Raw genomic sequence first — 23,936 nt, forward strand, 5'->3', positions numbered from 1 at the left:
CCGTACCGAGGCCATCGCCACCCTCCGCCCGGTGGGCAGGTGATGTCGCCTCTCTCCAGCAGCGAGCACTCGCACATGACGAATACGAGCGGCTGCCAGTCCGCCCACTATGGTTGTCCGCCCGTCGAGACGTCGGCGCGGCCCCACCGCCCATGGACGCCATGCAGGGTGATCTGGCCGATCCGATTGGGAATCGCCGGATCGGTCGCCAGGCGGCCGGCGTACGGCTCCATGCCGAGCATCGTCCGGAGCAACAGCATGGGTGTGCCCGTCGACCACACCTGCGGACTACACGCGGTGGGGTACTGGACGGGGTATTCGGTCAACTCTCGTTCGTAGCCGGCGAATGCCTCCGGTAGGCGCCCCTGGAAGCACTGCGCTGCATCGATGATCGCTCCCGCGATCCGCCCGGCCTGTTCGGCGAAGCCGTAGCGCCGGAGCCCCCACGCAATGATCGAGTTGTCGAATGGCCAGACCGTGCCGACGTGATAGCTGACCGGGTTGTACCGTCCCTCGCACCGTCGTTGGTCCACGGACGTGGAGGCGCACCCAGGTGGGTCGGCATCACGGTGGGGGCACCGGTAGCCCGTTCGCTTCGGCGAGGACGCTGCGGCACCTGTCCGGTAACGGCGTCAGTCGGTCAAGGTTGCTGCCCGTCGAGGTGGCTGATGAGGGCTAGTCCGCCCCTGTCCAGCTCGTAGAGGACCCGGAAGCCCACACGTCGGCGGCGGATCATGCCAGCGGCGGACAGCGTGGTGAGGTGCTCCGACACGGTGCTGGGGGCCAGTCCAAGCGTCTCGCTCACGGAGGTGGTCGTGGTGGGTACGGCCAACGCGCGCAGGACTGCTGCCCGACTGCGGCCGAGCAGCAGAGCCAGCCGGTCAAGTCCGCAGGGGCTGGTCCCACTGCCAGCTCCAGGAGTCGGGCGGGTCGCCAGCACAGCTGCCCCCCGCGCCTGGTAGGAGATCGCCGTCGTTCCCTGGAAGTCGCGGGAGAACATGCGCATACCCCGCCCGAACAGGACCGGAACGATGAGGAGCTGGGACCTACGTAGGACGCACTCGATATCGGTCTGGTGCGGGAGGCTGAGCCGTCGACCCTCCCACCGGACCTGTCCACCGAGGTCCCTGAGCATGGCCTCCGTTCCCTCCGTGGCCAACGTCCGCCCTCGGAACAGGATCTCCTCCTCGAGTACGCCACGCATGGCTGTCCAGTAGGGCGCCAGGGCGGCCAGATAGTACGACTCGACGAGATCGGTGAACCGAGCGAGTGCGTCGGCGGGTGAGTCGGCGAAACTGACCAGCGGCCCGGGAACACCATCCGGATACAGTTCGGCGAGCTCGCTGACGACATCCTGCGGAGTGGTCCTGCGCAGCGCCGCCAGCTCGTCATGAATCGAGGTCGAGCCAGCGGCCGGAATTGACGCGAGAAACGACGGCCATCGTAAGGGGCGAAGCTGGCGAATCCATCCGGACAGCTCTTCGTAGAACGGCTGCGAAACAACCTGGCGGGCGCGCCCGGCCCAGGCTTCGTAAGGGTAGGGCATCTCGGTGCGGTATCGGTTGAGCAGCGCGATGCTGGATAGCGTCTCCCACAGTGGGCTGGTCGCTATACGGACCTTCGCAAGGGATGACTCGTCGAGGGTGATACGAATCATCGAGTCACTTCAGGGATTGGTGGCCAGGCCCTGCCTGCTGGCGAAACTCGACGACACCCTGCGCCCTGAGCCACCCGACGAACTCGGCCGTGTCCACCTGGGCCGTCGCCTTGTCGACCTCGAACTCGGCCGCTAGGTCGACAGCGATGGCTCCGACCGTCGACCTCCCGTCGATCTGCCGGAAGATGAAGGCCGCAACGTCGGTCAACTCGAAGCTCTCCGCACCGGAGGAAACCATGATCGTCCCCCGGAAGTTTCGGATTCGGATCCCGAGAATGAGCCGAGGAACCGATTCCAGCGACGCGGTCGGACTTTCACTCATCTAGACCTCGACCTTCAGCGAGATGTCCTGACACAGGGTCAGCACCTCGTTGATCCAGTCGGACGGGCACTTCTCGTCGAATGTCCGCATGGTTTCGAGTCGCCAGTACCTGGCGAAGGATATGCCTGACGGCATCGCGGCCCGGAAGCGGTGCGGCCGCCACTTCGGAGAGTAGCTGCCGTACTGACCGTGCTGTTCCAGCAGCGCGTCAATCGCGTGACCGAAAGCCTTGCGCGCCGACAATACCGCACTCTCCATCTGGCCGGACTCCACCTGGCCCAGCGCGTCCTCGACGGCATCGTCGGCTGCGGCCAGGGAACGAGCAACGACAAGCGAGCGGAACGCCGAACTGTCAAGCTCTTGCTTCCGCCGGGAAACCCATTCCTCGCCCGCCAACGGGACACAGTTCGCGAGCCTCTCCAGAAATGCCTGCTCGTGACTCACCAGCATCTGACCAGCAGCCCGGTCGCGTTCGAATTCCGCCCAGGAGACCTTCGCCAGTATCTGATCAATCTGGTCGTCAAGCCAGTACGTCATCTCCCAGCGACGGCCGTCCGCATAGAACGCCTCCGTCTGGATCGTCGGAGAATCCAGGGGGAGTCGAATACTGTCGCGGTCGTCACCCGGCCACGGAGTACCAGAGACCAGATAGAAGTCGTAGTCGCTGCGGACGTTGGTCCAGCCCCGAGCTGCTGATCCGACGAGCAGGACCGCCTTGCAGTCCAAAGGTACGAGTGAGCGCTGATCCAGGACATTCAGGAATTTTCCAAGCTCGGTACCCACGCTGAAGCCCCCAGGTCGAAGGTTACTCTAGTAACAGATGGCCCTCTGTTCGTCTCCCGAAGTCCAGCCGGAACAGATCACCTGAATCCGCGGACTCCACGCCGCAGCTACCAGACGTTTCATGTCGGCGGGAACTCGGCCGGTCGTCCATCGAACAAGGGTCCCGTCGAGAGAGTCCATCCACTAGCCTGATGTCGCCCAACGTTACGGTAACCCGGCCGCCGCTTCAAGGATGAGCCAACAAAGACTGCCCCGAGGTATCGAGATACCACATTGACAGATATCGGTCCGGCTCGTAGTATGTTCTCGGCACCTCGGTCCATAAGTCGGCTGACCTTGGGGGCACCATCCCACGACAGGTCCGATCGGCTTCGACTGGCTGGCGCTGCACAGCGGAGGATGGCAGACGTGTTCGACGTGCCCTTTCTTGATGTGGCCTACCGTGAGCCGGCCAGACTTGCCCCTGACCTGTCGGGACTGTCGGACCTCCTTCGGGAGGTCGGGTTTACCGAGACCACGGTTGTCGAGTTGCTGGAGGCACTCGGCCTTCAGGATTTGCTGAGCCGGTCATTGGAGTACGCCCTTCTTTCCGACGGCACCGCAAACCACCTGATGGCGACGGCTGCCGGACTGCTCACCCAACTCTTCGTCCGCAACGGCTGGGCGCCGTTAGATGTGTACCGTGCGCGACTTCCGATCGCACTACGCCACCGCGCGGAGATGCTCGGCCTCGTATCAGTGGCGGGCGCATGGGTCAAAGGGCATGTTTCGATCTCGCCCCTTTCAGGCCAGCATTTCCTGTCTGACCAACTGTTTACCCTGGCCCGCTCGGGAGAGCCGAGCTTCCGTCGTCGCTCCGACATCGTAATGCCACCGCACGCGTCCACCATGGCCCTCCACGACGCCGCGAGTCGGGACGGAGCGTGGAAGCACTTGGTCGACCTCGGGTGTGGGTGCGGAGTGCTCGCAGTGACCCTCGGCGGTAGCTACGGTATGGTCACCGCAGTGGACTGCAATCCGCGGGCCGTCGCCTACACGCGAGCCAACGCGATACTCAACGGCGTTGACCTGATGGCGGAAACCGTCGACGTCACGAAGCAACGCGTCCCCGTCTCCGGCTCCGCACACCTGATCTTCAACTCCCCCACCTCGATCCCGTACCGCCCGGATGTCGGCGAGCCTGGAATCATGTCGCCAGAGCTCGCTCTACGTCGGGTCCTTGCGCAGTTTCCCACCCGTGGCCCGGCGGGTGGGCTGGCGCAGGTGTACATGGTCGTTGAGGTGCCGAACCGGTACGGATCGGCGGAGCAGTTGGTGCGTGACTGGCTGACGGGTGCTCAGTTCGACCGGGTCGAGGTCCGGGAACAACACGACTCCCCGGTTGCCATCCCCACCGAAATGATCCTGACCCGGTCCATCGAACCCCGCTGTCTGCTGTTGAAGCGTGGGGACGACGCGCCGGTGCTCGCCGACTACCTGCGAGAGCGTGGGACGAGAGAAGTGGTCTCGGCAGTGGTGTCGGTCTGGGTCTAGGCCTGTGTCAAGGCCCGCCACAGCCACCCGTTGGTCGCGGTGGATAGTAGCTCCGGCGGACGGCGAGTTCGTCGAGCCATTGGTCACGCTGGGGCCGGGAGGTCGGCGTCCGCCAGGTCACGAAGCCGGCGGATCTGACTGAACCAGATAGCCGCCGGGGCCAGCATCGACGCAAGGCAAGCTGCGGCGAGAGCCACCCGCGGCCCCCATGCCTGAGCCGCGGCACCGGCCAGCGCCGCGCCGAGCGGGATGGCGGACCAGGAGACGAACCGCGCCGAGGCGATCACGCGGGAGAGAAGGTGCGGAGGGGATGCCACCTGCCGATGGGTGCGGGTGATGACACCGAGGATGACGACAGTTGCACCGAGCGCTGCCATCCCGACACCGAAGACCGTGGCCCAGGACCGCGTCGCCAACGGCATCGCCAGTGCCAGGACAGAGCCGATGGGCAGCGCGACGAGCAGCGCACGGGCGCTGCCGAGCCTCGCCACGAGCCAGGCGGTCAGGGACGCTCCGACGAGGGCACCCAACCCGTCGACGGCCATCACCAGGCCAACGGACCCCAGCGGCAACTCGAGGGTTCGCACGAGGAACGGCGGGGTGACGGCCAGGATCCCGCCGACGGCGAAGTTCATCACGGTGCCTGCGATCACCGCCGGTCGCATGACGGGGTGCCGGGCCAGAAAGCGCAGCCCCACCATCACCTGGTTGAGGTAGCCGTCGTGGGAAGTGGCCGGGGTGGACTGCCCCGTTGCGGGGATCCGCGCGAGCAGGACGGCTGAGACGAGATACGAGAGAGCGTCCAGGATCAGACTGACGGCCGCCCCGACAGCCTGTACCAGCACGCCTCCGAGAGCGGGACCGACCAGTTGAGTCGCCGAGTAGGTCCCGGAGATGAGCCCGTTGCGGGCGGTGAGCTGGTCCTTCGGTACCACCTGAGGCAGATACGTGGCGTTGGCGACGTCGAAAAGGTTGCTGGCCAGTCCGACCAGAAAGGCTGCAACGAGCATGTGCGGCAACGTCAGAACGCCCCACCATGCGGCCACCGGCAGGGTGAGAACCGCGACCGCACGGAACAGGTCCAGCGTGACCTGGAGCCGCCGGAGCGCAAAGCGCTGCACGATCACTCCCGCAGGAAGCCCGATGAAAACCGTCGCTGCGTAGCTCGCCGCAGTGAGCACTCCTACCTCGAAGTCGGACGCGTCGAGTACCGAGATCGCTGTCAGAGGTAGGGCGACTACGCTGACACCGGCGCCTGTCATACTGATCGTCGAAGCCGCCCAGTACTTCCAGAAGTTCGCCGGCGGCCAGTACTCTTCCTGGTCGTCACGCCGATCCGACTGAACGGTCACTAGGTCCCCTCCTTGCCACCGTCCGGTGCGGGACAGTGAACCACATGGAGTCGCCAGCTGCGCGGAAGGCAACCGCCCACCTCGTTATCGAAACAGCCACTCAGCGCTCGACGAGGAGATCGAACGCGTCCTTCGTGGCGGGATCCTTCATCGCGCCGACCTCCGCGAAATACCTGGTCGTCGTCCGCGCAGCGACCGCGACGTCCGACAGCACCCGGTTAGGCGTGAATGATTCCGAGAGGATCGCTTCGATCTCGTCCACCGAGAAGCCCAGAGAGGCCATCGAAGTCGCGGATGCCCGGTAGTCAGGTTCCAGGAACGCCTGGATGATCGACGGGATCAAGGGTCCGACAGCGCGACGTTCCGCAGCAGTCAACGCCGACCAGAAGTACCGCAGGATGATCCGGAAGTAGGCATGATGACGACCCTCGTCGCGCGCATGCTCGGCCACGCTGTGACGAACCATCGACGGCAGTCGCTGATCGTGCGGTATCTGTGCCAGGAGGGCGGACACCAGAGTCTCGCTAACGATCGCGAACAGTATCCGCGACGCGGCGGCGATATGCGGCTGGATCTTTTCTGCGATGACGTCGAGGCGGTCGATGAACATCGGACTCGTCATCGGCAGCATCGGTTCCCCGCTGCATTCGACGATTCGTGTCTGGAGGTCGCGGGAGAACTGGGCATGCCACGCCTCGTCGGTCACGATCTTGCACGCGTCCGCCCGGGCCTGGTCCGGGAGAGGTAACCCGGAATACGTGTGGACCAGGTCGGTCGCCGCCGGAATCACCGTACGGCTCTCCAACTCCGAGGTGAAGTTCAGGTAGTGGTGCAGCGCGCGCACCAGCAACCGACGTCGGGTTTCGTCGCCGCGAGCGACCACGAGCGGATGGTCGCAGACGGGAACGAGTTCGGGCGGGAAGAAGAGCAGGTTCTCCCGTGTCAGGTCGTCCAGGGGCTCCACTCGCCGGCTCCGCACGCTCGCCGATCGGTCCCAGTTGCCGAATATCGATGGATAGGCGAATTCCCGTCCGACAAGTTGGTTGACAGGGCCGCCGTGCACCTGCGCGATCCAGTCCGCCGTTTGCGCGGCTATCTCCTGAAAGCCGGACGTCATCCGTCCTCCCCTCTGGTCGAGCCGGTCCCGGCGTCCAGCAGGGCCACGCTCCCGGCCCTCTCGTCTCGGGCGACCACCGCCACCAGGCCGGCGTCGATGGCCTCCCAGAGCGGCTCGGCGACCTCCCGGTACGGGACAGCCACGAACGCCAGCAACTCCCCGAGACTCCGGACACCGTCGATCTCGACCACGAACGAATACCAGGCCGGATTCTCTTCGTCGATCAGGTACTCGATCGCACCGTCACGAAGGATGTACCGCTGCATGCTGCCGTCGGTCGCGTCCAGGACCATCACGTCGCCACTCCAGGCCGGGACAGCATCGGGCGACAGGGGCGTGTGGCCGAGGACGGCCTGTGCCATCTGCTGACCGTCGTCACCGACGAAGGCAGCGCCCTGCCAGGCGGACAGAACTGCGCGCACGGGAGTTTCGACCAACGCTGGCCGCGACGTGGCCACGAGATTGTCTAGAAGACCGAGGTTGAGCAATCTCAGCACCAGATCGGCGGTCTCGACGTCGACACCCAACTCGATCTTCCGAACGACCTGGCGTAGAGCGTCCCCGTCCAGGTACTCGGTAGCACCCGGTCCGCTGAGTGCCTCCTCGACGAGGCGGCCGCCCTCCTGGGTCAGCATCCGGATCAGCATGCGGTGCGTGTGGCGCACGCCCGAGCCGTAGACGAACGGGACCTTCTCCCTCTCCACGACCTCCTTGGGCAGCAGGTCGCGTACCGCCGCCCGGAGGATCCGCTTGTCGAACAGAAGTCTCTCCCGGCGAGAGGCCGGGACGGCAGTCACCAGTTCCACCAGTCGGTGATCCAGGAACGGCACCCGGGCTTCTATGCCGCTGCCTGCGGCAGAGCGGTCCTCGTGCCAGACGTTGTACTGGTGGACCTTGCGATACTCTGCCACGAGGAAGCGCTGGTAATCGTCGCCGCCTCCCTGTGCGCCGCAAGCTCCGCGGACCACGGGTGCGGTCAGTAGCTCGTTCCAGACAGCGGCACCGGCCGCAGTGATTGCTTCACCCCGTCGTGCCATCTGGGCGACGTTCCTGGCGAAGTCGAACCAGTCCCCGTTACCGGAGATGTCAACCGAGTTGCCTCCGTTGAACTCGTCGCTCGCCGCGCCGAGCAGCATTCCCTTGATGGAGGGACGCACCGCGCGCGCGTAACGGTACATCTCATGCTTGAGATACGCCTCAGGGCCGGCCATCGGATGTTCCATCAGCCAGAGAAAGCGGAGCCATTCCTCGTGGGAAGGACAGTGGTCACGGGGGACGTACACCTGATGGTTCGGCACGCCCAGCCACCGGGCGACCAGGTGGGAGAAGCTGGCGTCACCGGTCTCCACCGTGCTGGGACTAAGGATCGTAAATGTGTGCAGAGGGGTCGACCGGACGGCCAGCGCCGCGACAGCGGCGGAATCGATTCCGCCGCTGAGCAGGAGTCCGAGTTCGGCGTCGGCGGTCGCACAGTAGGCGACGGATTCGGCAAGCAAGCACCGGTAACGTTCGACGAATTCGTCGTCTGAATCTGGCAACTCCGGCGCCTTACCCGGAAATTCCCAGTAGCGCCGGGTCCGGGTGCGGCCGTCGTGCAGATCGATCTCGATAATGGTCCCGGGAGGAACAGAGTCGATGCCGGTGAACCAGGTCACCGGTTGGGTGTCGGTGAGGACCGGCGCACTCTGGAGGACCGGACTGCCCAGGGCTTCCTCCCAGTTCACTCCGCGAGGGGTCGCCGGGTCGAGGAAGAGAGCCTTGATCTCCGACGCGAACACGATCCGCTCAGTGTTCCGGTGGAAGTACAGCGGCTTGATGCCAAACCGGTCCCGGGCCAGCACCAGACGATTGCGCGCGGCGTCATATATGACGAGGGCAAACATCCCTCGAACCTCTTCGAGGAACCGCAGACCCCGCTCCTGATACAGGTGGGCCAACACCTCGCAGTCCGAGGCGGTACGCATGACGGCACCGGAAGCGAGGGTGCGGGCCAGGGCGCCGTGATTGTACACCTCGCCGTTGGCGATGAGGACGACGGCTTCATCAGGTGTGTGAATGGGCTGGTCCCCGGCATCGGGTGCAACCAGGGCGAGTCGCGTGAAGCCCAGGCCCACCGGTCCTTCCCGCTCCACCACCTGCTCGTCAGGACCCCGGTGGGCCACTGCGGTTGTCATTGCCTGCAGCAGCGGCTCCGCATCGGCCTTCAGTACCGCGCCACCGAGCAGGGCGATTCCCGCTAGTCCGCACATGGCTCAATGCCCTTCTCGGCGTCGTGATCGGGTGCGGATGGTGCGCCCCCAGCATGAAGGCGCACCATCCGGTCGGTCAGTTGTTGGCGCGGAGTACGGTGGAGAACGTCACCGGGCGCGCTGCCGGCTTGTTGTACTTCTTCATCCTGGCCACCTCCTTCCCACTCCTCGCGATTCTCCGCAGAACGAGCGTGGCTGTTGCCCATAACTGCCCGGAGAATCTGAGCATGGACGGTCGGAGCATTCGGTCAGCCTGTTGGGATCGCCGATCTTCACTACTCCGACCGAACCTCAACGTACTACGGGTGACCACCTCGAGCCAGTCTTTCGGCTCTGCCCGAAAGAGGCATGGTCCCATCGGTACGACCGCACGTTCCGGTCCGCCTCGGAGGGTCGCCACTCCTACCAGATAGGACGGGACATCCGATTCGACAATCTTATTTCAGTGCCCAACCGGCGTTGACTCCTGTTGTCGTGATAGGTAGCGTTCCGGTCGGCGCCGATCGTTCACATTGGCCGACATTGACCTCGCGAACGTTCTTGGAACAGGGTCGGACCGTCCGACCAGGCTCGCTGCAGCCCTCGGATCGACGACGCCTGGTTCCTGCCGGCACCCGGTCGTTCTTTCCGTCCGGCTCAGGGCAGCCAACGCATGGACAGGAGATGCCAGCCGTGCCCGACCACGAGAGGATCCCCACGTCACCGGCGGGCCGCGCCGTGGTCGCCGTCAACAGCATCGCCGAGTACGTCGAGGCGGCCGCGGGGGTCGACATCTCGTCGGGGTCGATCCCGGTACTCCAGGCTCATCGCGGGCCCGTTCCTGCCATGGCCGTCGCGCTGCCGGTGGCGTGCGCGCACCGCGACGACAACTGGACCGGCACGGTGTTCGTGTGCGACGAGGAACTGACACCGGTCGGTGAGGTCCTGGGCCGCAGCACCGGCCGCCCGGTACGCGAGGGCACCATCGCGGCGGCGACGGCGCTCAGCCGGAGCGGTCCCGTGACCGTCGTGGCCAGGTCCATGATGGTCACGCCCGAGCGGCTTGCCGCGATGCCGGTGGATGCGCGGCTCGGATTCGTGACGGGAGCGGACTTCGCCTCGGTGAGCGCACTCGTGGCACGGTCGGTTCGGCACGGCCCCGCCGCCGTCGGCCGGTTGAGGGATCTGCGATTCGACACGTTGACGGACGAGGAGACCACCCCGGACCGGCTTACCGGCGCCAGCGTGACCCCTTCGGCGTTGCGTGCCGCCGTGGCGGACGGCGTCGCCGTGCTCGTCGGCCGCAGCCACGGTCGGGAGTGCCTCATGCATCTGCGTGGCGGGGGGATCTGCGGTCGAGCGGAGGAACGGCCACTGCTGCCCGTCCTGCCGCCCGTCGGTTCCCGCTGGGCAGAACACCCCACAGCCTGCCAGCAGAGTGACCGGTGCTGCCGTGACGACACCTCGATCGGCGACCACCTCCGCGCCGCGGACATCCCTGCTGCGATCGCCGTCCTGGACGGCTGTCGCACGGCGGTGGCCGGCGGTGGAAAGGTCCGCAGCGAGGCTTCGATTCCCCTGGCAATGCTCGATGGCATGACGTTGGCTGTGGCGGTGACGATCGGTATGCGGGGTGGATGTCCCCACGCCGGGCCGTTGTTCCGGGCTCTGCTCTACGCGGGGCTTTCGCTCGGCGAGGCGTGCGCCGAGGTCAACGGCGCCTTGGCGGCGGATCCCGCCGGGGTCGGAAGGCTGATGCTGTTCGGTGACGCCGGGCTCATCCCCGTACCGTCGGCGGCGGATCCGTTCGACGCGGCCCGGCGGTTGCGGGACGGCGAGCGACTGGCTGTCCCGGCCAGCTCGGCGGCGCTCCTCGTGACCGGCGGGTTGGCCATCGCTGCAGAGCCAGGAGGTCCGCTGCCCGTTCCGCGGCCCGACGCGCGGTCGTCCTGGGTTCTGACCGAGCCCGCGACGCGCCCCGAAGCTGGGATAGTGCTCGCACCCGAACGACTCGACGCTCGATGGCACGGACGGATTCGCCCGTGGATCGAACGCATGCGGGAACTACCCGAGATGGGGCTCAAGGTCGACCACAAGGCACTGGACGTCGTCGCCCGCTCCGCCGTCACGGCGGTACGCGCGCGCGCGGAGGCCGACCACCTGGCCGCCGCAGAGGCGGCGGTCGCCGCCTTCGCCACGGCGCAGCGTGACCTGGCGGCCCTGCAGGCCAGGCTGATCGAGGACGAGGTCCAGTGGGCAAGCGGGAATCTCTACAACTTCGTCGACGGGTGGCCGCAGCCCTGGGATGTACGGATGGCCCCCGTCCCGGAGATCTGTCCACAGTGCCGCGACCGGGCCGCCATGCGTCACAGGGTCAGGTCGGGTCGGGGCGCCGGCACGGACCTGTGCTACGTGGTGTGCTACCTGTGCAGCGAAGTCCTTGCCGGGGTCGAGGACTTCCCCGCCGAGGTGACCGTTGAGCACCCGCCGGAGGTACGGCGTGGCACAACCTTCGAAGTGTCGGTGTCCGTCACGGCGCCCGTGGGCATACCGCTGGACGTCGCCGTGGGTGTGACGTTCACCCACGAGAAACGATTCCACTGCTCGATTTCCGATACCCTTTCGTTCGGTCTCGGACCGGGCAGGACGCGACTCCTCCGTTTCTGCGGCACCTCGGATGCCGAACGTGCAATCCCCGACTGGGAGCCGCTGACGGTTATGGTCGCCGCAGATGGTGCGGTGCGCTTCCTCCTTCGCTCGGTGTGGCTCCGTACCTGAAGCGGGCCCGACACCCCGACCACGAGGCACGGCGTCGCACTGGCGGAACGCCGGAGCTCCTGGAGACGAAATGGCCACAGATTTCCGCTTCCCAACCGACTCGCCGCAGACGCTGACCGGTCTCTTCGCAAATAGCGTGGCTCGGTTCCCGGACCGGACGGCGGTGAGCGACGGTGAGCAGAGCCTCACCTACGCCGAGCTGGACCGACGTGCCGCTACCCTCGCCGCCCGCCTGCGCGCCCTGGGCCTGAACCGAGAGGACCGGGTCGGGTGTTATCTCGACCGTTCGGTCGACGTGGTCGTGACCGCCCTCGGCACACTCATGGCGGGCTGCGCGTACGTGGCGGTCGATCCCCGCTACCCCGACGTCCGGCGCGACCTGATGTTCGCCACGAGCGGCGCGGCTGTCGTCGTCACCCGCCCGCAGTGGCGGGAACGGCTCAGTCACCTGCCGGTCAGGCTGCTGCCCTACCGCAGCTCACCAGTGAACGACCGACCGGCGACCGCCATGAGCCCTTCGCCCAGCACGGCGGCCAGCGTCATCTTCACCTCCGGATCCTCAGGTACCCCCAAGGCGATCGTGCTCGAACACCGAAATCTCGCCTTCTTCAGCGTCAACCCCGGCCTGCCCGCGCTGTCGCCCGCTGACCGGGTCGGGCAGATCTCCAACATTTCCTTCGACGCGTTCCACTTCGAGGTGTGGAACACCCTCGCGGCCGGGGCGGAGGTCGTATTTCTGCCCCCCGTGCCCGACCTGATCGCCGCCGACCTACGACGCGAGCTGAAACGGCGGAGGATCACCGCGTTGCTGGTTCCCACGATGGTGTTCAATCACGTCGTACGGGAGGATCGGGACGCCTTCTCCGCACTCCGCATCCTGCACACCGGTGGGGACGTGGCCCGCCCTGCGGCCTGCCGCGAGCTGCTGGCGGGGACGTTCGGCGGCGAGTTCTACAACCTCTACGGCCCCGCCGAGGCCACGACTGCGTGTACGGCACAGCGAGTGACCGGTTGCGACGACGCCGACGCCACAGTTCCGATCGGCCATCCGCTGCCCGGTGTGACAATCCGTCTGCTCGGGCCGGACGATCGGCTGGTAGCCAGAGGAACGGTCGGCGAGATCCACGTCGGTGGCCCGGGGGTCGCCCGTGGCTACCTCGACGCGCCGGCACTGACCGGTGAGCGCTTCGTGCCGGATCCCCTCGACCCCGCAGCGCGGCTGTACAGGACCGGCGACCTGGCCCGGGAACGGGACGACGGTGCCCTCGAGTTCGTGGGACGAGCGGACGACCAGGTCAAGGTCCGCGGATATCGGGTCGAGCCAGCCGAGGTGGAGCGAACCCTCCGCCGTCATCCGCGGATCCACGATGCCGCCGTGCTTCCGTCCGCGGACGGGATGGACCGGCATCTGGTCGCGTTCGTGGTACACGACGGCACGCTGTCGCTGTCCGAGATGCGGACGTTCACGGAGGACGAGCTGCCCGACTTCCTGGTTCCGAGTCAGTTCATCTCGCTCTCCGAGATCCCTGCGACCGACCACGGCAAGCGCGATGTGTCGGCGCTGCGCGAGATGCTGGAGACCCACGGACTGCAACGGGACCGTACCGCGCCGGCCACGGCGACCGAGCGGCAACTCGTCGACCTTTGGTCTGGGCTGCTCGGCATGGAGGGCATCGGAACCAACGACGATTTCTTCACGCTGGGCGGGCACTCGCTGCTAGCGGTGCGGATGCGCGGCAGGATCAAGCGGGAGTTCGGGGTCGACCTCGATCACCGAGTGATACTGGCGGCTCCCACCGTCGCCGGGATCGCCGCAGCGATCGACGAGTCGCGGGAAGAAACCGTCGTATGACCGGCCAGCAGCAGGTGAACCTCGCCGACGTGGAACTCTTCGTACGGGGCGAGCACCCGGAGGCCTTCCGACACCTCCGCGCGACATCACCCGTCCACTGGAATCAGGATGGGCAGGGCGGCGGCTTCTGGGCGCTGACCCGCTACGAGGACGTCTTGTGGGCGTACCGCGAACACACGACCCTCAGCTCGGAAGGGGGCGCCGTCCTGGGCGGGTCGTTCCGAAAGGAGACGGACAGCGCAGCCGGGAGAATGCTCGTGGCCTCGGATCTGCCCCGGCACCGCCTCCTCAAGCAGCAACTACATCCGGCTCTCTCACAGCAGGTGGCGCAGCGGGTCAGCCGGCAGGTCGACGAGCTGGTCGGAAAGGCCCTGCGGCGCGCACTGGCCGCCGGGGGCTGCGATTTCGCCACCGACGTCGCCGCCGAACTGCCCGCCGGAGCGCTGATGGTCATCACGGGCGTCAGCCACACCGAGGCGCACCGCCTGATCGGCATGACCCGGCGTATGGTGGGCTACCGGGACGAACTCTACGTCGACACCGGCGATAACCAACGGCTGCGGCTGGCCTGGTTACAGGCGGAGATCTTCGAGTTTTTCGCCGACCTGGTCGAGCATCGCCGGCGACACCCGGGTGACGATCTCGTCAGTCTCCTGTTGGGAAGCCGAATTAACGGGCGGCCGGTCAGCGAGGAGGAAATCCTCTTCAACTGCCTGAACGTCGCCGTCGGCGGCAACGAGACCTCGGCGCACACCGCCTGCGCCGCGGTACAGGCGTTCATCGACCATCCCGACCAGCGTGAGCTGCTTTGCCGTGATCCCGGCCTGATGCCGGGGGCCGTCGAGGAGGTGCTGCGCTGGGCTTCCACCAATGCCTACGTGCAGCGGGTCGCCAAGCAGGACATACGCCGGGGGGACGTGCTGATCCGAACCGGTGATTCGGTGACCCTGTGGAATGTGTCGGCAAACCACGACGAGTCCGAGTTCACCGACCCCGAACGCTTCGACATCCTCCGCTCCCCCAACAGGCACCTCTCGTATGGTGCAGGACTGCACCGTTGCATCGGGGCACCCGTCGCCCAGGAGGAGCTGACCGTGCTGCTGCGGCGGGTGCTGCTGGGCCCGGCCCAGTTCAGCTCGATCACCCCGCCGGTCAGGATGCGGTCGAACTTCATTCTCGGCGTCCAGTCCATGCCCCTGGAGATCCGTTGACCGCTTCCGCGCACATTCGGGGATCGTCGCCCCGTCCCGCGTATGCCCTCGGCGAACGGATTGAGCGGGTGGTCGCCCACCACTCGAACTCCCACCCCGACGCTGTCGCCCTCCGGCAGGGCGACCGGATGGTCACCTATCGGGCATTGACCGCCAATGCCGAGAGGGTGGCCGGGGCCCTCCGACGGATGGGGGTAGGTCCCGGCGATTACGTTCCGGTGCTCGTCGACCGCTCACCGGAGCTGGTCGAGGTGTTGCTGGGCATCCTGGCCACCGGGGCCGCCTACCTGGCGCTGGACCGTCGATGGCCCTCCGATCGGCTGGCCGACACGATCCGCCGGGCGGGCGCTGCCGTCCTGGTCACCGACGATCCGGGCGAGGGCTGCGAGGGCGTGGACACGGTCACTCCGGTCGAACTCCTGACCGCCGGAACCGGTCCGCCGCCCGAGCCCTTGGTGGACGGCGGGGAGGCCGCCTGTGTCTATTACACGTCCGGGTCCACCGGCCGCCCGAAGGGGGTCGTGTCGCCGCACAGGGGGACGATCCGGACCTTGGTCGGCTGCCCCACGCTCCCGCTCGACCACACCACAGTCTTCCTCCAGGCAGCGCCATTGCCCTGGGACGGACTGTCGCTGGAGTTGTGGGCGCCGTTGCTGAACGGGGGGTGCTGTGTGCTGCTCGACCGCGGGACGCACATCCTGGACACGGAAGGCTTCCGTCAGGCGATCGAGCGCGGTGTCAACAGCGTCTGGCTCACGAGTTCCCTCTTCAACCTCCTGGTGGAGGAGGCACCGGAGTTGTTCGGTCGGCTCAGGCTGGTGCTCGTCGGCGGGGAACAAGTCTCGGTGGCCCACGTCCGGAAGGTGCACGGGAGGTTCCCGGGTCTCCGGATCGTCAACGGCTACGGGCCGGCGGAGAGCACCATCTTCACTACCACCCACGTGGTACGCGGGTCCGATTTGGTCGAATCGTGTGACGAGATCCCGATCGGTCGCCCGGTCCCAGGCACCGCTGTGCTGCTGCTGTCCGCTGACGGCCGGCCCACCGGCCCCGGCGAGGTTGGTGAGGTGGCGGTGGCGGGGGACGGCTTGGCTCTCGGGTACCTCGCTGATCCCGTGGAGACGGCCAAACGGTTCATCACCATCGGAGGCGCGCGCTACTACCGGTCCGGCGACCTGGCCGTACAGGACGAGGAGGGAAATCTGCGGTACCGAGGACGGATCGACCGGCAGTTCAAGATCAACGGAATCCGGATCGAGCCCGGCGAGGTGGAAGCCACGCTGGGGAGGTACCCGGGGATCACGTCCTGCCGCGTCCTGCGACTGGAGGCCGACACCGGACGGTCGCACCTAGCATGTCTCTACACCACGGCTGACGACGCACCGATCGACGAGATGTCACTCCGGGCGGCCGCCGGGCGGAAACTGCTGGCCGCCATGGTGCCGACCGTGTTACGGAGGGTCCCCCGCCTTCCGCTGAATGCCAACGGCAAGGTCGACCAGGCGGTCGCGACCGCGCTGCTGGCCGAGGTGTTGCCACGAGAGGCGCCACCACAGTCGGCGGGCGACGAGCGGGGCGCTGTGCCCGCCGGGGATCTGCTCGCCTCCGTACGGGACGTCCTCGACCGGCACGACCTCCACGACGCCGACGATCTGACCGCCCTCGGCCTCACCTCGCTCGACGCACTACGTGTCGCCGCCCGGGTCAGCCGAGTCCTGGGCATACGGGCGACTATCACCGACGTCTACCGGCTGCGGACGGTGGAGCGGATGCTCGCCCACTGGAGCCGTCTCCGGCCCGCCGCACCGCCGCTCCTGGCGGCGCCGGAGTGGGACGAGACGCCCGCCCCGCTCACTCACGTCCAGCGACGGTTCTGGATCGCCGAGCAGACCTTGCCCGGGTGCGCGGACAACCTCATCGTCTTGGCGTACCTGCTCACCGGTGACCTGGACGTCGCCGCGCTCCGGCAGGCGCTGAACGACGTGGTGCTCCGGCACCCGGCGCTACGAACGATTTTTCCTGTCGATGACGACCTGCCGGTGCAGCGCGTGCTCCCCCCGGGCGACCTGGCCCTGTCGTTCGACGAGACGACGATCGGCGCAGACGACGGCGCCGCCCAGCCCGACCTGTCCGCGCTGGTGACCGCCGTGACGAGGGACTGGTGGGATCGCCCCTTCGACCTGGAACACGAGTTGCCGATCCGGGTCCGACTGTGTCGACTGCACGACCGTCGGGCCCTGCTCTGCCTACACCTCCACCACATCGCCTTCGACGGGTCGTCGGAGCCGGTCCTCGTCGCCGATCTCCAAGCCTTGTACCAGGCGCGGCGGAGCGGCATCGTGCCGGACCTGCCGCCTGTCCTCAGCTATGTGGACTACGCGCGCTGGGAGCACCGGTACCTGGAGACCTGGGTCGCCGAGGAACTGCCGTTCTGGCGCGGAGCACTCCGGCACCGGTCACCTCCGATGCTTCCGCCGCCGGACACTCCGGGAGAGACCACCCGGATCGAGTCCGTTCTACACATCCCGGCGACGCGGGTCGATCAGCTACGGCACCAGGCCGCCGGACACGGCGGTCCGCCGGTGGCAGCGTTGCTCGCGGGCACCGGAATAGCTCTGGCCCGCACCTTCGACGTTCCCGAGCTGTTCCTCGGCACAGCCACCGCGGGCCGGGTGGATCCGGCTTTGAGCAGGGTGGTCGGCTGTTTCGTCAACCCTCTACCGGTGCCCTTGGTGGACCTGCGGCGGCTTCCGCCGTCGGCCGTGCTCGCGCAGGCCAGCACGATCAGCGTCCAGGCCCTCGACCACAGCCGGGTTCCCTTCGACGAGTTGGTCCGAATCCTGCGGCCGGAGCGGGGCCGGCACCCCTGGTTCCAGGTCTGGTCGGTGCTCCAGCAACCCCGACCGCGCGGCGAGTTCGCACCGGGGCTGTCCTTCGCGCCGGTGCGGGTGCCGCCACCCACCACCGCCCTGGAACTGATGTTCGACGTGACACCGATGGCGGACTCCTCCTGGGAGATCGTCCTCCTCCGTCGCTGTGACGGTGTCACCGACGACCAGGCCCGCCGGCTCCTCCTGGAAACCGACCGGGCGTTGACCGAGCTGACGGGTGCGCGCAGCGCGGACACCGGATTGGAAAACGCGTGAAGGCGATGACTGATGAAGATCCTGGCCTGGCGAGTCGCGTAGAGCGGGTACGCCGCTACTACACGCTGGTGGACCAGGGAAAGACGGCCGCACTGGTCGCGCTCTTCTCGCCCGACGCCGTCTACCATCGGCCCGGGTACGCCGCCCTGGCGGGACGCGACGCGTTGTCGAGCTTCTACGAGCAGGTGCGGGCAATCCGCGAAGGGCGACACACGATCTGCACCCTGATCAGCTCATCGGCGGGCGTCGCGGTACACGGGCAGTTCCACGGCGTCTTGCGGGACGGCCGGGAAGTCTCACTCCGGTTCGCAGACTTCTTCACCTTCACTGAGGCGGACAGCATCTCGTCCCGACGTACGTTCTTCTTCACCCCTCTGGTCTGAGTGCCGCCGACGGCCGCCGAATGGGCGCGGTGGCCGACCTGCCACCGTACGCTTGGGTCCATGACGGTGGCGCTGGCACAGACCTTTCTCGGCCGCGAGGTCCACGTGACGGTCGACCGGCCGGTGGGATACCGCCATCCCGTCCACGGGTTCGTCTACGAACTCAACTACGGTTTCGTCCCGGGGACCCGGGTGGCTGACGGTGAGGGACTCGACGCCTACCTGGTGGGCGTGGACGAACCGGTGGCGTCGGCCACCGGTCTGTGCGTGGCGGTGATTCACCGCCTGTACGACGACGATCCCAAGCTGGTCGTGGCCGTCGACCGCAGAAACCGCTCCGACGAGGAGCTGCTGGCCCGCATCAGTTTCCAGGAAGCCGGGTATCCGCACGTCGTCGTCCGGTAGGTCGTACGGCAGCCGCCCCGATGCCGGTTCAGCGCCAGCGCAGCGTCGCCCGAATCCCGTCCGAGCGGAGGGCACCGGCGGTTATCCGTTCGGGAAGGTGGGCCTCTGTCGCTAACACGGTCAACACCAGCGTGTCGGGAAAGACCTCTCGCAGAGTCCACGACAGGTGGGTCGGCATCCCCGAACGGCTGCCCGGCCTCGCTAGGAGCACCAAAGCGGCTGGCTCGGGCATAGCGCTTGCCCGTAGCCGCCAGGCCAGGGTGAAGGAGTCCAGCCTGACGTCGTCGAGTAGGGAGACCACCACGGCCCGGCCGGAGCCGTGACCGAGCCGGACGTCCACCTCCGCGACGGTTGTCCGGGTGACGCCGCGCAGGTCGACGACGGGGCCGTCGTACTGACCCGCCGAGTGGAAGAGACCCGCACCGTCGGGCAGCAGCCGACGTTGCAGCACCAGCGGCCGGCCAGCCGTGTCGATGAGGAACTCAAACTCGACGCACTGCGCAGGGCTCGGCGAGAGCGCCGCAGCCAGGTCGGTAAGCAGCCCGCAGAGGCGATCCGCGCCCGCGGTGCCGAGCGGGCCCGCACGGCGCAGCGCAGCAGCGTCGCCATAGCCGACCGGGTCGCCACCCCCGCCGTACGGAGCCAGTTCCACCGTCAGGCCGCCGCCGTGTACGTACGCGGTGCCCTGCCACCGCAGATCGGGCAGAAGGTCCATGATGATCAGGCCCGCCCGACGGGGTGCCTCGACCGGCAGCCCTCGAACGGCCAGACAGAAGGTGGTGTACGCCTTGTAGAGCCGGGCGAGGGCGCCGCCCTCGCCGGTAGGCGGCCAGGACGGAACCACGACGGTGTTGTCCACACCGGGGGGACGATGGCCGACCGTGCCCGGCCACTGCAGGCTGGTGCGCAGCACCGTAGGCCGGCCACGGCGATCGACGAGCACCCGGTCGAGCCGAGGCGTGAGGAGTCCGTCGAGGCTACGGGCGGCGGCCGGGACATCCAGAGCTCGGGGCAGTTCGGGCAGTTCGGCGGCCCCCCGCTCGACGCCGTGCGTGGTGAACAGGTCGTCGAGCATCGGCAAGCCGAGGACTGCGAACCATGGAAAGTCGCCTCCGGCGTGCTCCACGTCTCGGTGGAGCTCGACCATCTCGGCGGCCTTGTCGCCCACCAGGTTCCGCAACTCCGTAGGGTGATCGATGCCGGCCAGGTGCTTCCGATCGTACGGCTCGTGCATGTCTCTGTCTCTCCCAGATCCAACCGCAGTTTCAGCACGCACCGGAACGATCCGACGCATTCGACGCCGAGTCCCCCGTGGCCCCCGTAAGCGATCCACCGCAGAACATGTCCCTGATCCGCGCGCGTCCCTGCTCGGGGTCGACGTAGTGCAGCCCCGTCATGCCGACGGCCTCCGCGCCCCGCACGTTGCGCAGCCGATCGTCGACGAAGAGGCAGTCCGCCGGTTCGACCCCGATCTGCCGTGCCGCGTGCAGGTAGATCCCAGGCTCCGGCTTGCGCAGCCCGATCTGGTTCGAGAATACGAACTCGTCGATGCACTGTCGCAGCCGCCCCAGCGGATAGTCGGAGCCCCATGCGTTGGAGACCAGGGCGACCCGGACGCCGGCGGCACGCAAATCGGCGACCAGCGCGAGGGTGGACCCGTCCAGCCGGGTATCGGCGAAGAGCCGGCGGAGCAGCCCGGCGGCGGGCACCCGTACGCCGTCCCACCGGCGCAGTCGTGCGGCGAGACGTTCCTCGAAGGCGGCCACGCTCAACTGGCCCCGCTCCATCGCGGGCACCGGGCCGCCGCCGTTCGGCTGCCGAACCCAGTCGTCGAGGACTTCCTCCAACGAGGCTGGGTCAATGCCCAGGTCCCGGCAGAAGCGGGAGTGGTTGCTCGCCATCGGCTCGGTCAACACGCCGCCGTAGTCGAGCAGCAGCGCTCGGAGCGGACCGATCACCCTTCCACCTCCGTCATCGGCATCAGCCAGGACAGGTCTGCACCGGCGGCAAGCGCGTCGGCCCACGGGTCCGCCAGAGTGCCGGACGAGATGGGCAGATCGGCGTTCGCCACCCCGGTTAGGTCACCAACTGTGCCGAGCAGGGGTGTACCCGTTCGCTCTTCAACTGTCCGTGCCCATCGCGCGGCCGCAGGAGCGGACATGGCCCGGTTCTGCACGACGCCGATGACCGAGCGGCGCAGGTCGGCTGGCAGGAGGGCGAGAGTGCCAACCAGCGCTGCGGCGCTGCCGCCGTTCCAACAGTAGGTGGAAAGCAGAATGCGTCGTTCGGGCAAATGCCGGGCAACCAGCACGTTCGCCACGTCGTCGATGGCGTCCACCGGGCTGCCGGCGCCCTCGACGACCAGCGCCGAGCTGGTGGCGGTCAGTGCATCCAGGGCGGAGACGACCGCATGCCGCACGTGCTCCCGGACGGCGGGTGCCATGTCCGCTCCGTCCACCGTGTCGGGCGTGAGCAGCCTCACCTCGCCCGCCGGTTCGCCGTGGACGCGCAGCAGCCCGCGGGCTGGCCCGTTCCCCCCGGCCAGTTCCACCACGACCGGTGCCAGCTCCGGCCGCCAGGTCGTCCGTGCGGCTGCGACGTGGTGCGGGATCGGGCAGGCACCGGGGTCACGGCGCCAGCGTTCCGGCTCCAGGACGCAGACCGCCTTGAAGGGCAGCACCGGCACGTCGCGCCGGGCCAGGAGCCGCAGCAGGGCGAGGCTGACGTGGGTCTTGGAAGAGTTGGGGCCGGTGCCCCAGACCACAGTCGGCGGGAGGACGCTCACCGCCGCTCCTTCCGGTAATCGGCCCGTACACCGTCCGCCCAGGTTCGTGCCGGGCCGTCGCCGCGGGCGACGGCCGAGTCCGGCAGATAGCGGATCTGGGTGCCAGCCAGGGACAGCGCGGCCAGCCAGCGCAGATGGGTCGGCATGCCCGCCTGGGACTCGTCGCCGCGAGTCAACACCAGCGCAGCCGGTCGGGGCAGCTCGGGACTCCGGTCGAGGGTCCACAGCAGCGCAAAGAGGTCGGTCCGGACGTCGTCCGCCACCGCCACCACCCAGATCGACCCGGCGGCCGTGTCGAGGGTATCTGCGAGCCGCTGCGGGTCACGGGGCAGCGAGCGCAAGTCGACCGCCTCGCCGTGCACCGTCCCCGGGGTGTGGAAGGGCTGCGGGCCCTGCGACAGGAGCGGCAGCATCCGGCGCTGGGTGGGTACGAGACGGCGGTCCCGGTCGAACAGGAACTCCAGCTCGGCCACCTGTCCGACGGGTACCGCCCCGGCGAGTTCGGCGAGCCGGTCGAAGAGCTGAACGGACTCCGACCTGGACAGCAGCCCGGATGCGGCGATCCTCGACGGGGTGGTGCCGAGCACCGGAGCCTTCGCCCCACCCGGGCCGACCTCGACCGCCAGTCCGAAGGGACCCACGTAGGCGGTCCCCTCGAGCAGTACAGGCACCCGCTCGGTCAGGATGACACCGAAGCGCGGTTCGCCTCCATGCCAGCGGCGGCGGCACAGGTCGGAGTACGCCTTGTGCACGCCCTGGTAGAGGCCCAGCGCGCGCAGCGGTCCGTCGGCCGACACGGTGACGTCCATCCCCGGCGGTCGGCGACCCGGGTCCGGCCAGACGACGCTGGTACGCAGCAGGCCCGGCCCGGTGGGCAGGTCCGCCAACACCGGCGCGAGCCGCTCGGCGCACCACCTCGCTGCTCCCGCCGACCGGGGCGGTTCCTCCGGGCCGGGCAGGGGTGGGAAGGCAAACCCGTCCGGCCAGCGCACGGCGGCCAGCGGCCCGTCCGCTAGCACCGGGTCGAGGGCGGCCACGGGCAACAGCCAGGACGCGGGCACCGGGTGTCCGAGTTCTCGGCAGCGCCAGCCGAACTCGCACAGCTCAGCGGCCTTGACACCGAAGGTTGCGCGCAGGTCGACGTCACCGCGTACCTCGTCCGGGGTGTGGACCTGCCCACGGATCGCGTTGGTCACCGCAGCTCCATGAGACGCTCGGCGGCTGCGACGAGTCGGCTGGCCGGCGCCGCGAGGCTGACACGGACGTGGCCCGCGCCTGCGGCACCGAACACGCTGCCCGGCAGGACGGCGATCCCGCACCGGTCCCTCAGCGCGTGCGCCACTGCCACGTCTGTCCTTCCCTCGGTGTCCGCCAAGCCGAGGTGGCGGGCTAACCCGTCGATGGCCACGAAGGCGTAGACGCCGCCGTCGGGCAGGTCCAAATCGTCCCGAACTCCTGGCACGGACCCCAGGGCGCGGAGGAAGTCCCGGCCCGCCGTGGCGATGGAGGCGGCCCGGTCGGTGACGATCTGCCGGTGGTCCGGCGCGGTGAACGCCACGGCGCCGGCGATCTGCGCCGCGTGGTTGACCGCGATGCTGGTCAGCGGGTGCACCTGGGCGGCGGCCGCCACCACCGTCGGGTCACCGGTCAGCCAGCCCACCCGCCAGCCTGTCACGCCGAGTCGCTTGGACAGGCTGTTGACCATCAGAATGCCGTCGGCCGCCACCGCCGCGGCCGGCACGTGGGGCCCGTGCCAGGTGAAACAGTCGAGCACCTCGTCGTGCACGAGCCGCACCCCGGCGGCGGCGAGGACCTCGGCCAACGCTGCCAGGCGGGGCCAGTCGTACAAAGCACCCGTCGGGTTCACCGGGGAGTTGAGCAGCAGCAGGGCGGTTCGCGACGTGACGGCCCGGGCCACAGTGGCGGGGTCGAGCCGGTATCCGTCGTGTGGATCGCCGGGCACCCGCCGGGGCCGACGGCCCAGCAGCGTCACGATCGGTTCGTAGAGGGTGTAGCAGGGGTCCGGCAGGAGCACCTCGTCGCCGATGCCGGACGCAGCGAGCACCGCGACGAAGACGGCACCCGTGGCACCGTGGGTGACGAGGACCTGGTCGGTGTTCAGGCGGAGCCCGTAGCTGGCCTGGTAGTGGCGGACGATGGCCTCCCGTAGTCGGGCGGCACCATTCGGTGGCGCGTACTCGTCGTGCTGCCGCAGTTCCCCGGAGCCGGCGGCCACCAGCTCCGCCATCGCGGTACGGAACGACTCCGGCGGCCCGTACCACGGCGTACCGACGCTCAGGTCCAGGAGCTCCCGGTGCCCTCGGTAGCCGGCGCGGATCTGGTGGGTGGGAGCTGGCTCCAGACGGTCCAGCAGCGGGTTCACG

The 23,936-nt window shown here is 68.1% G+C and carries 18 protein-coding genes and 1 pseudogene; 7 read left to right on the plus strand and 12 right to left on the minus strand.

Annotation, left to right across the window (positions count from 1 at the left end):
- Positions 1-107: 107 nt before the first annotated feature.
- The 4 genes and pseudogenes from QSK20_RS29585 to QSK20_RS29600 all read right to left on the minus strand — a co-directional run.
- Positions 108-515: pseudogene (locus QSK20_RS29585) on the minus strand (glycogen debranching N-terminal domain-containing protein); the annotation flags it as partial.
- A 125-nt stretch (positions 516-640) separates the two neighbouring features.
- Positions 641-1,657, minus strand: a complete 1,017-nt coding sequence (locus QSK20_RS29590; protein ID WP_285791906.1) for an ArsR/SmtB family transcription factor — start codon at positions 1,655-1,657, stop codon at positions 641-643.
- 4 nt (positions 1,658-1,661) lie between these two features.
- Positions 1,662-1,979 carry a PqqD family protein gene (locus tag QSK20_RS29595; protein ID WP_285791907.1) on the minus strand — a complete coding sequence of 106 codons (318 nt, stop codon included), beginning with the start codon at positions 1,977-1,979 and terminating at the stop codon, positions 1,662-1,664.
- Positions 1,980-2,762 (minus strand): hypothetical protein, encoded by a 783-nt coding sequence (locus QSK20_RS29600; protein ID WP_285791908.1) that lies wholly within the window; start codon positions 2,760-2,762, stop codon positions 1,980-1,982.
- Between the two features lie 408 nt (positions 2,763-3,170).
- Between QSK20_RS29600 and QSK20_RS29605 the strand changes: the two genes are divergently transcribed.
- A complete protein-coding gene (locus tag QSK20_RS29605) occupies positions 3,171-4,295 on the plus strand; it encodes a methyltransferase (RefSeq protein ID WP_285791909.1) in 1,125 nt (374 codons plus the stop codon).
- 83 nt (positions 4,296-4,378) lie between these two features.
- Here QSK20_RS29605 and QSK20_RS29610 read toward each other — a convergent pair whose 3' ends face one another.
- The 3 genes from QSK20_RS29610 to asnB all read right to left on the minus strand — a co-directional run bounded on the left by QSK20_RS29610 (position 4,379) and on the right by asnB (position 9,013).
- On the minus strand, positions 4,379-5,647 hold the full coding sequence (locus QSK20_RS29610) for an MFS transporter (protein WP_285791910.1): 1,269 nt from the start codon (positions 5,645-5,647) through the stop codon (positions 4,379-4,381).
- Positions 5,648-5,747: 100 nt separating this feature from the next.
- The gene (locus QSK20_RS29615) at positions 5,748-6,764 is read right to left on the minus strand and encodes a diiron oxygenase (protein ID WP_285791911.1); all 1,017 of its coding nucleotides are present in this window, start codon (positions 6,762-6,764) and stop codon (positions 5,748-5,750) included.
- Positions 6,761-9,013, minus strand: a complete 2,253-nt coding sequence (gene asnB, locus QSK20_RS29620; protein WP_285791912.1) for an asparagine synthase (glutamine-hydrolyzing) — start codon at positions 9,011-9,013, stop codon at positions 6,761-6,763. Before asnB ends, QSK20_RS29615 begins: the two co-directional genes overlap by 4 nt.
- A gap of 672 nt (positions 9,014-9,685) precedes the next feature.
- Here asnB and QSK20_RS29625 point away from each other — a divergent pair.
- The 6 genes from QSK20_RS29625 to QSK20_RS29650 all read left to right on the plus strand — a co-directional run bounded on the left by QSK20_RS29625 (position 9,686) and on the right by QSK20_RS29650 (position 18,767).
- On the plus strand, positions 9,686-11,770 hold the full coding sequence (locus QSK20_RS29625; protein WP_285791913.1) for a hypothetical protein: 2,085 nt from the start codon (positions 9,686-9,688) through the stop codon (positions 11,768-11,770).
- Positions 11,771-11,840: 70 nt separating this feature from the next.
- On the plus strand, positions 11,841-13,622 hold the full coding sequence (locus tag QSK20_RS29630) for a non-ribosomal peptide synthetase (protein WP_285791914.1): 1,782 nt from the start codon (positions 11,841-11,843) through the stop codon (positions 13,620-13,622).
- Entirely contained in the window at positions 13,619-14,833 is a 1,215-nt protein-coding gene (locus QSK20_RS29635; RefSeq protein WP_285791915.1) for a cytochrome P450, read from the plus strand. Before QSK20_RS29630 ends, QSK20_RS29635 begins: the two co-directional genes overlap by 4 nt.
- A 68-nt stretch (positions 14,834-14,901) precedes the next feature.
- Entirely contained in the window at positions 14,902-17,979 is a 3,078-nt protein-coding gene (locus QSK20_RS29640; protein ID WP_285791916.1) for a non-ribosomal peptide synthetase, read from the plus strand.
- Between the two features lie 5 nt (positions 17,980-17,984).
- Complete coding sequence (locus QSK20_RS29645) at positions 17,985-18,362, plus strand: nuclear transport factor 2 family protein (RefSeq protein ID WP_285791955.1); 378 nt, start codon at positions 17,985-17,987, stop codon at positions 18,360-18,362.
- 60 nt (positions 18,363-18,422) lie between these two features.
- Positions 18,423-18,767 carry an inorganic diphosphatase gene (locus tag QSK20_RS29650; RefSeq protein ID WP_285791917.1) on the plus strand — a complete coding sequence of 115 codons (345 nt, stop codon included), beginning with the start codon at positions 18,423-18,425 and terminating at the stop codon, positions 18,765-18,767.
- A gap of 28 nt (positions 18,768-18,795) precedes the next feature.
- Here the strand turns inward: QSK20_RS29650 and QSK20_RS29655 are convergent, their stop codons facing one another.
- The 5 genes from QSK20_RS29655 to QSK20_RS29675 are packed head-to-tail and all read right to left on the minus strand — an operon-like array spanning position 18,796 to position 23,935.
- Positions 18,796-20,001 (minus strand): hypothetical protein, encoded by a 1,206-nt coding sequence (locus QSK20_RS29655; RefSeq protein WP_285791918.1) that lies wholly within the window; start codon positions 19,999-20,001, stop codon positions 18,796-18,798.
- Positions 20,002-20,032: 31 nt separating this feature from the next.
- On the minus strand, positions 20,033-20,725 hold the full coding sequence (locus tag QSK20_RS29660) for an HAD family hydrolase (RefSeq protein ID WP_285791919.1): 693 nt from the start codon (positions 20,723-20,725) through the stop codon (positions 20,033-20,035).
- A complete protein-coding gene (locus QSK20_RS29665; RefSeq protein WP_285791920.1) occupies positions 20,722-21,552 on the minus strand; it encodes a P-loop NTPase family protein in 831 nt (276 codons plus the stop codon). The genes QSK20_RS29660 and QSK20_RS29665 overlap by 4 nt, the downstream gene beginning before the upstream one ends.
- Positions 21,549-22,748: a hypothetical protein gene (locus tag QSK20_RS29670; protein WP_285791921.1), complete on the minus strand. Its 1,200-nt coding sequence runs from the start codon at positions 22,746-22,748 to the stop codon at positions 21,549-21,551. Before QSK20_RS29670 ends, QSK20_RS29665 begins: the two co-directional genes overlap by 4 nt.
- Complete coding sequence (locus QSK20_RS29675; RefSeq protein ID WP_285791922.1) at positions 22,745-23,935, minus strand: pyridoxal phosphate-dependent aminotransferase; 1,191 nt, start codon at positions 23,933-23,935, stop codon at positions 22,745-22,747. The genes QSK20_RS29670 and QSK20_RS29675 overlap by 4 nt, the downstream gene beginning before the upstream one ends.
- Between the last annotated feature and the right edge of the window lies 1 nt (position 23,936).

It is taken from the genome of Micromonospora sp. NBRC 101691, assembly GCF_030269285.1.
Taxonomy (GTDB): domain Bacteria; phylum Actinomycetota; class Actinomycetes; order Mycobacteriales; family Micromonosporaceae; genus Micromonospora; species Micromonospora echinospora.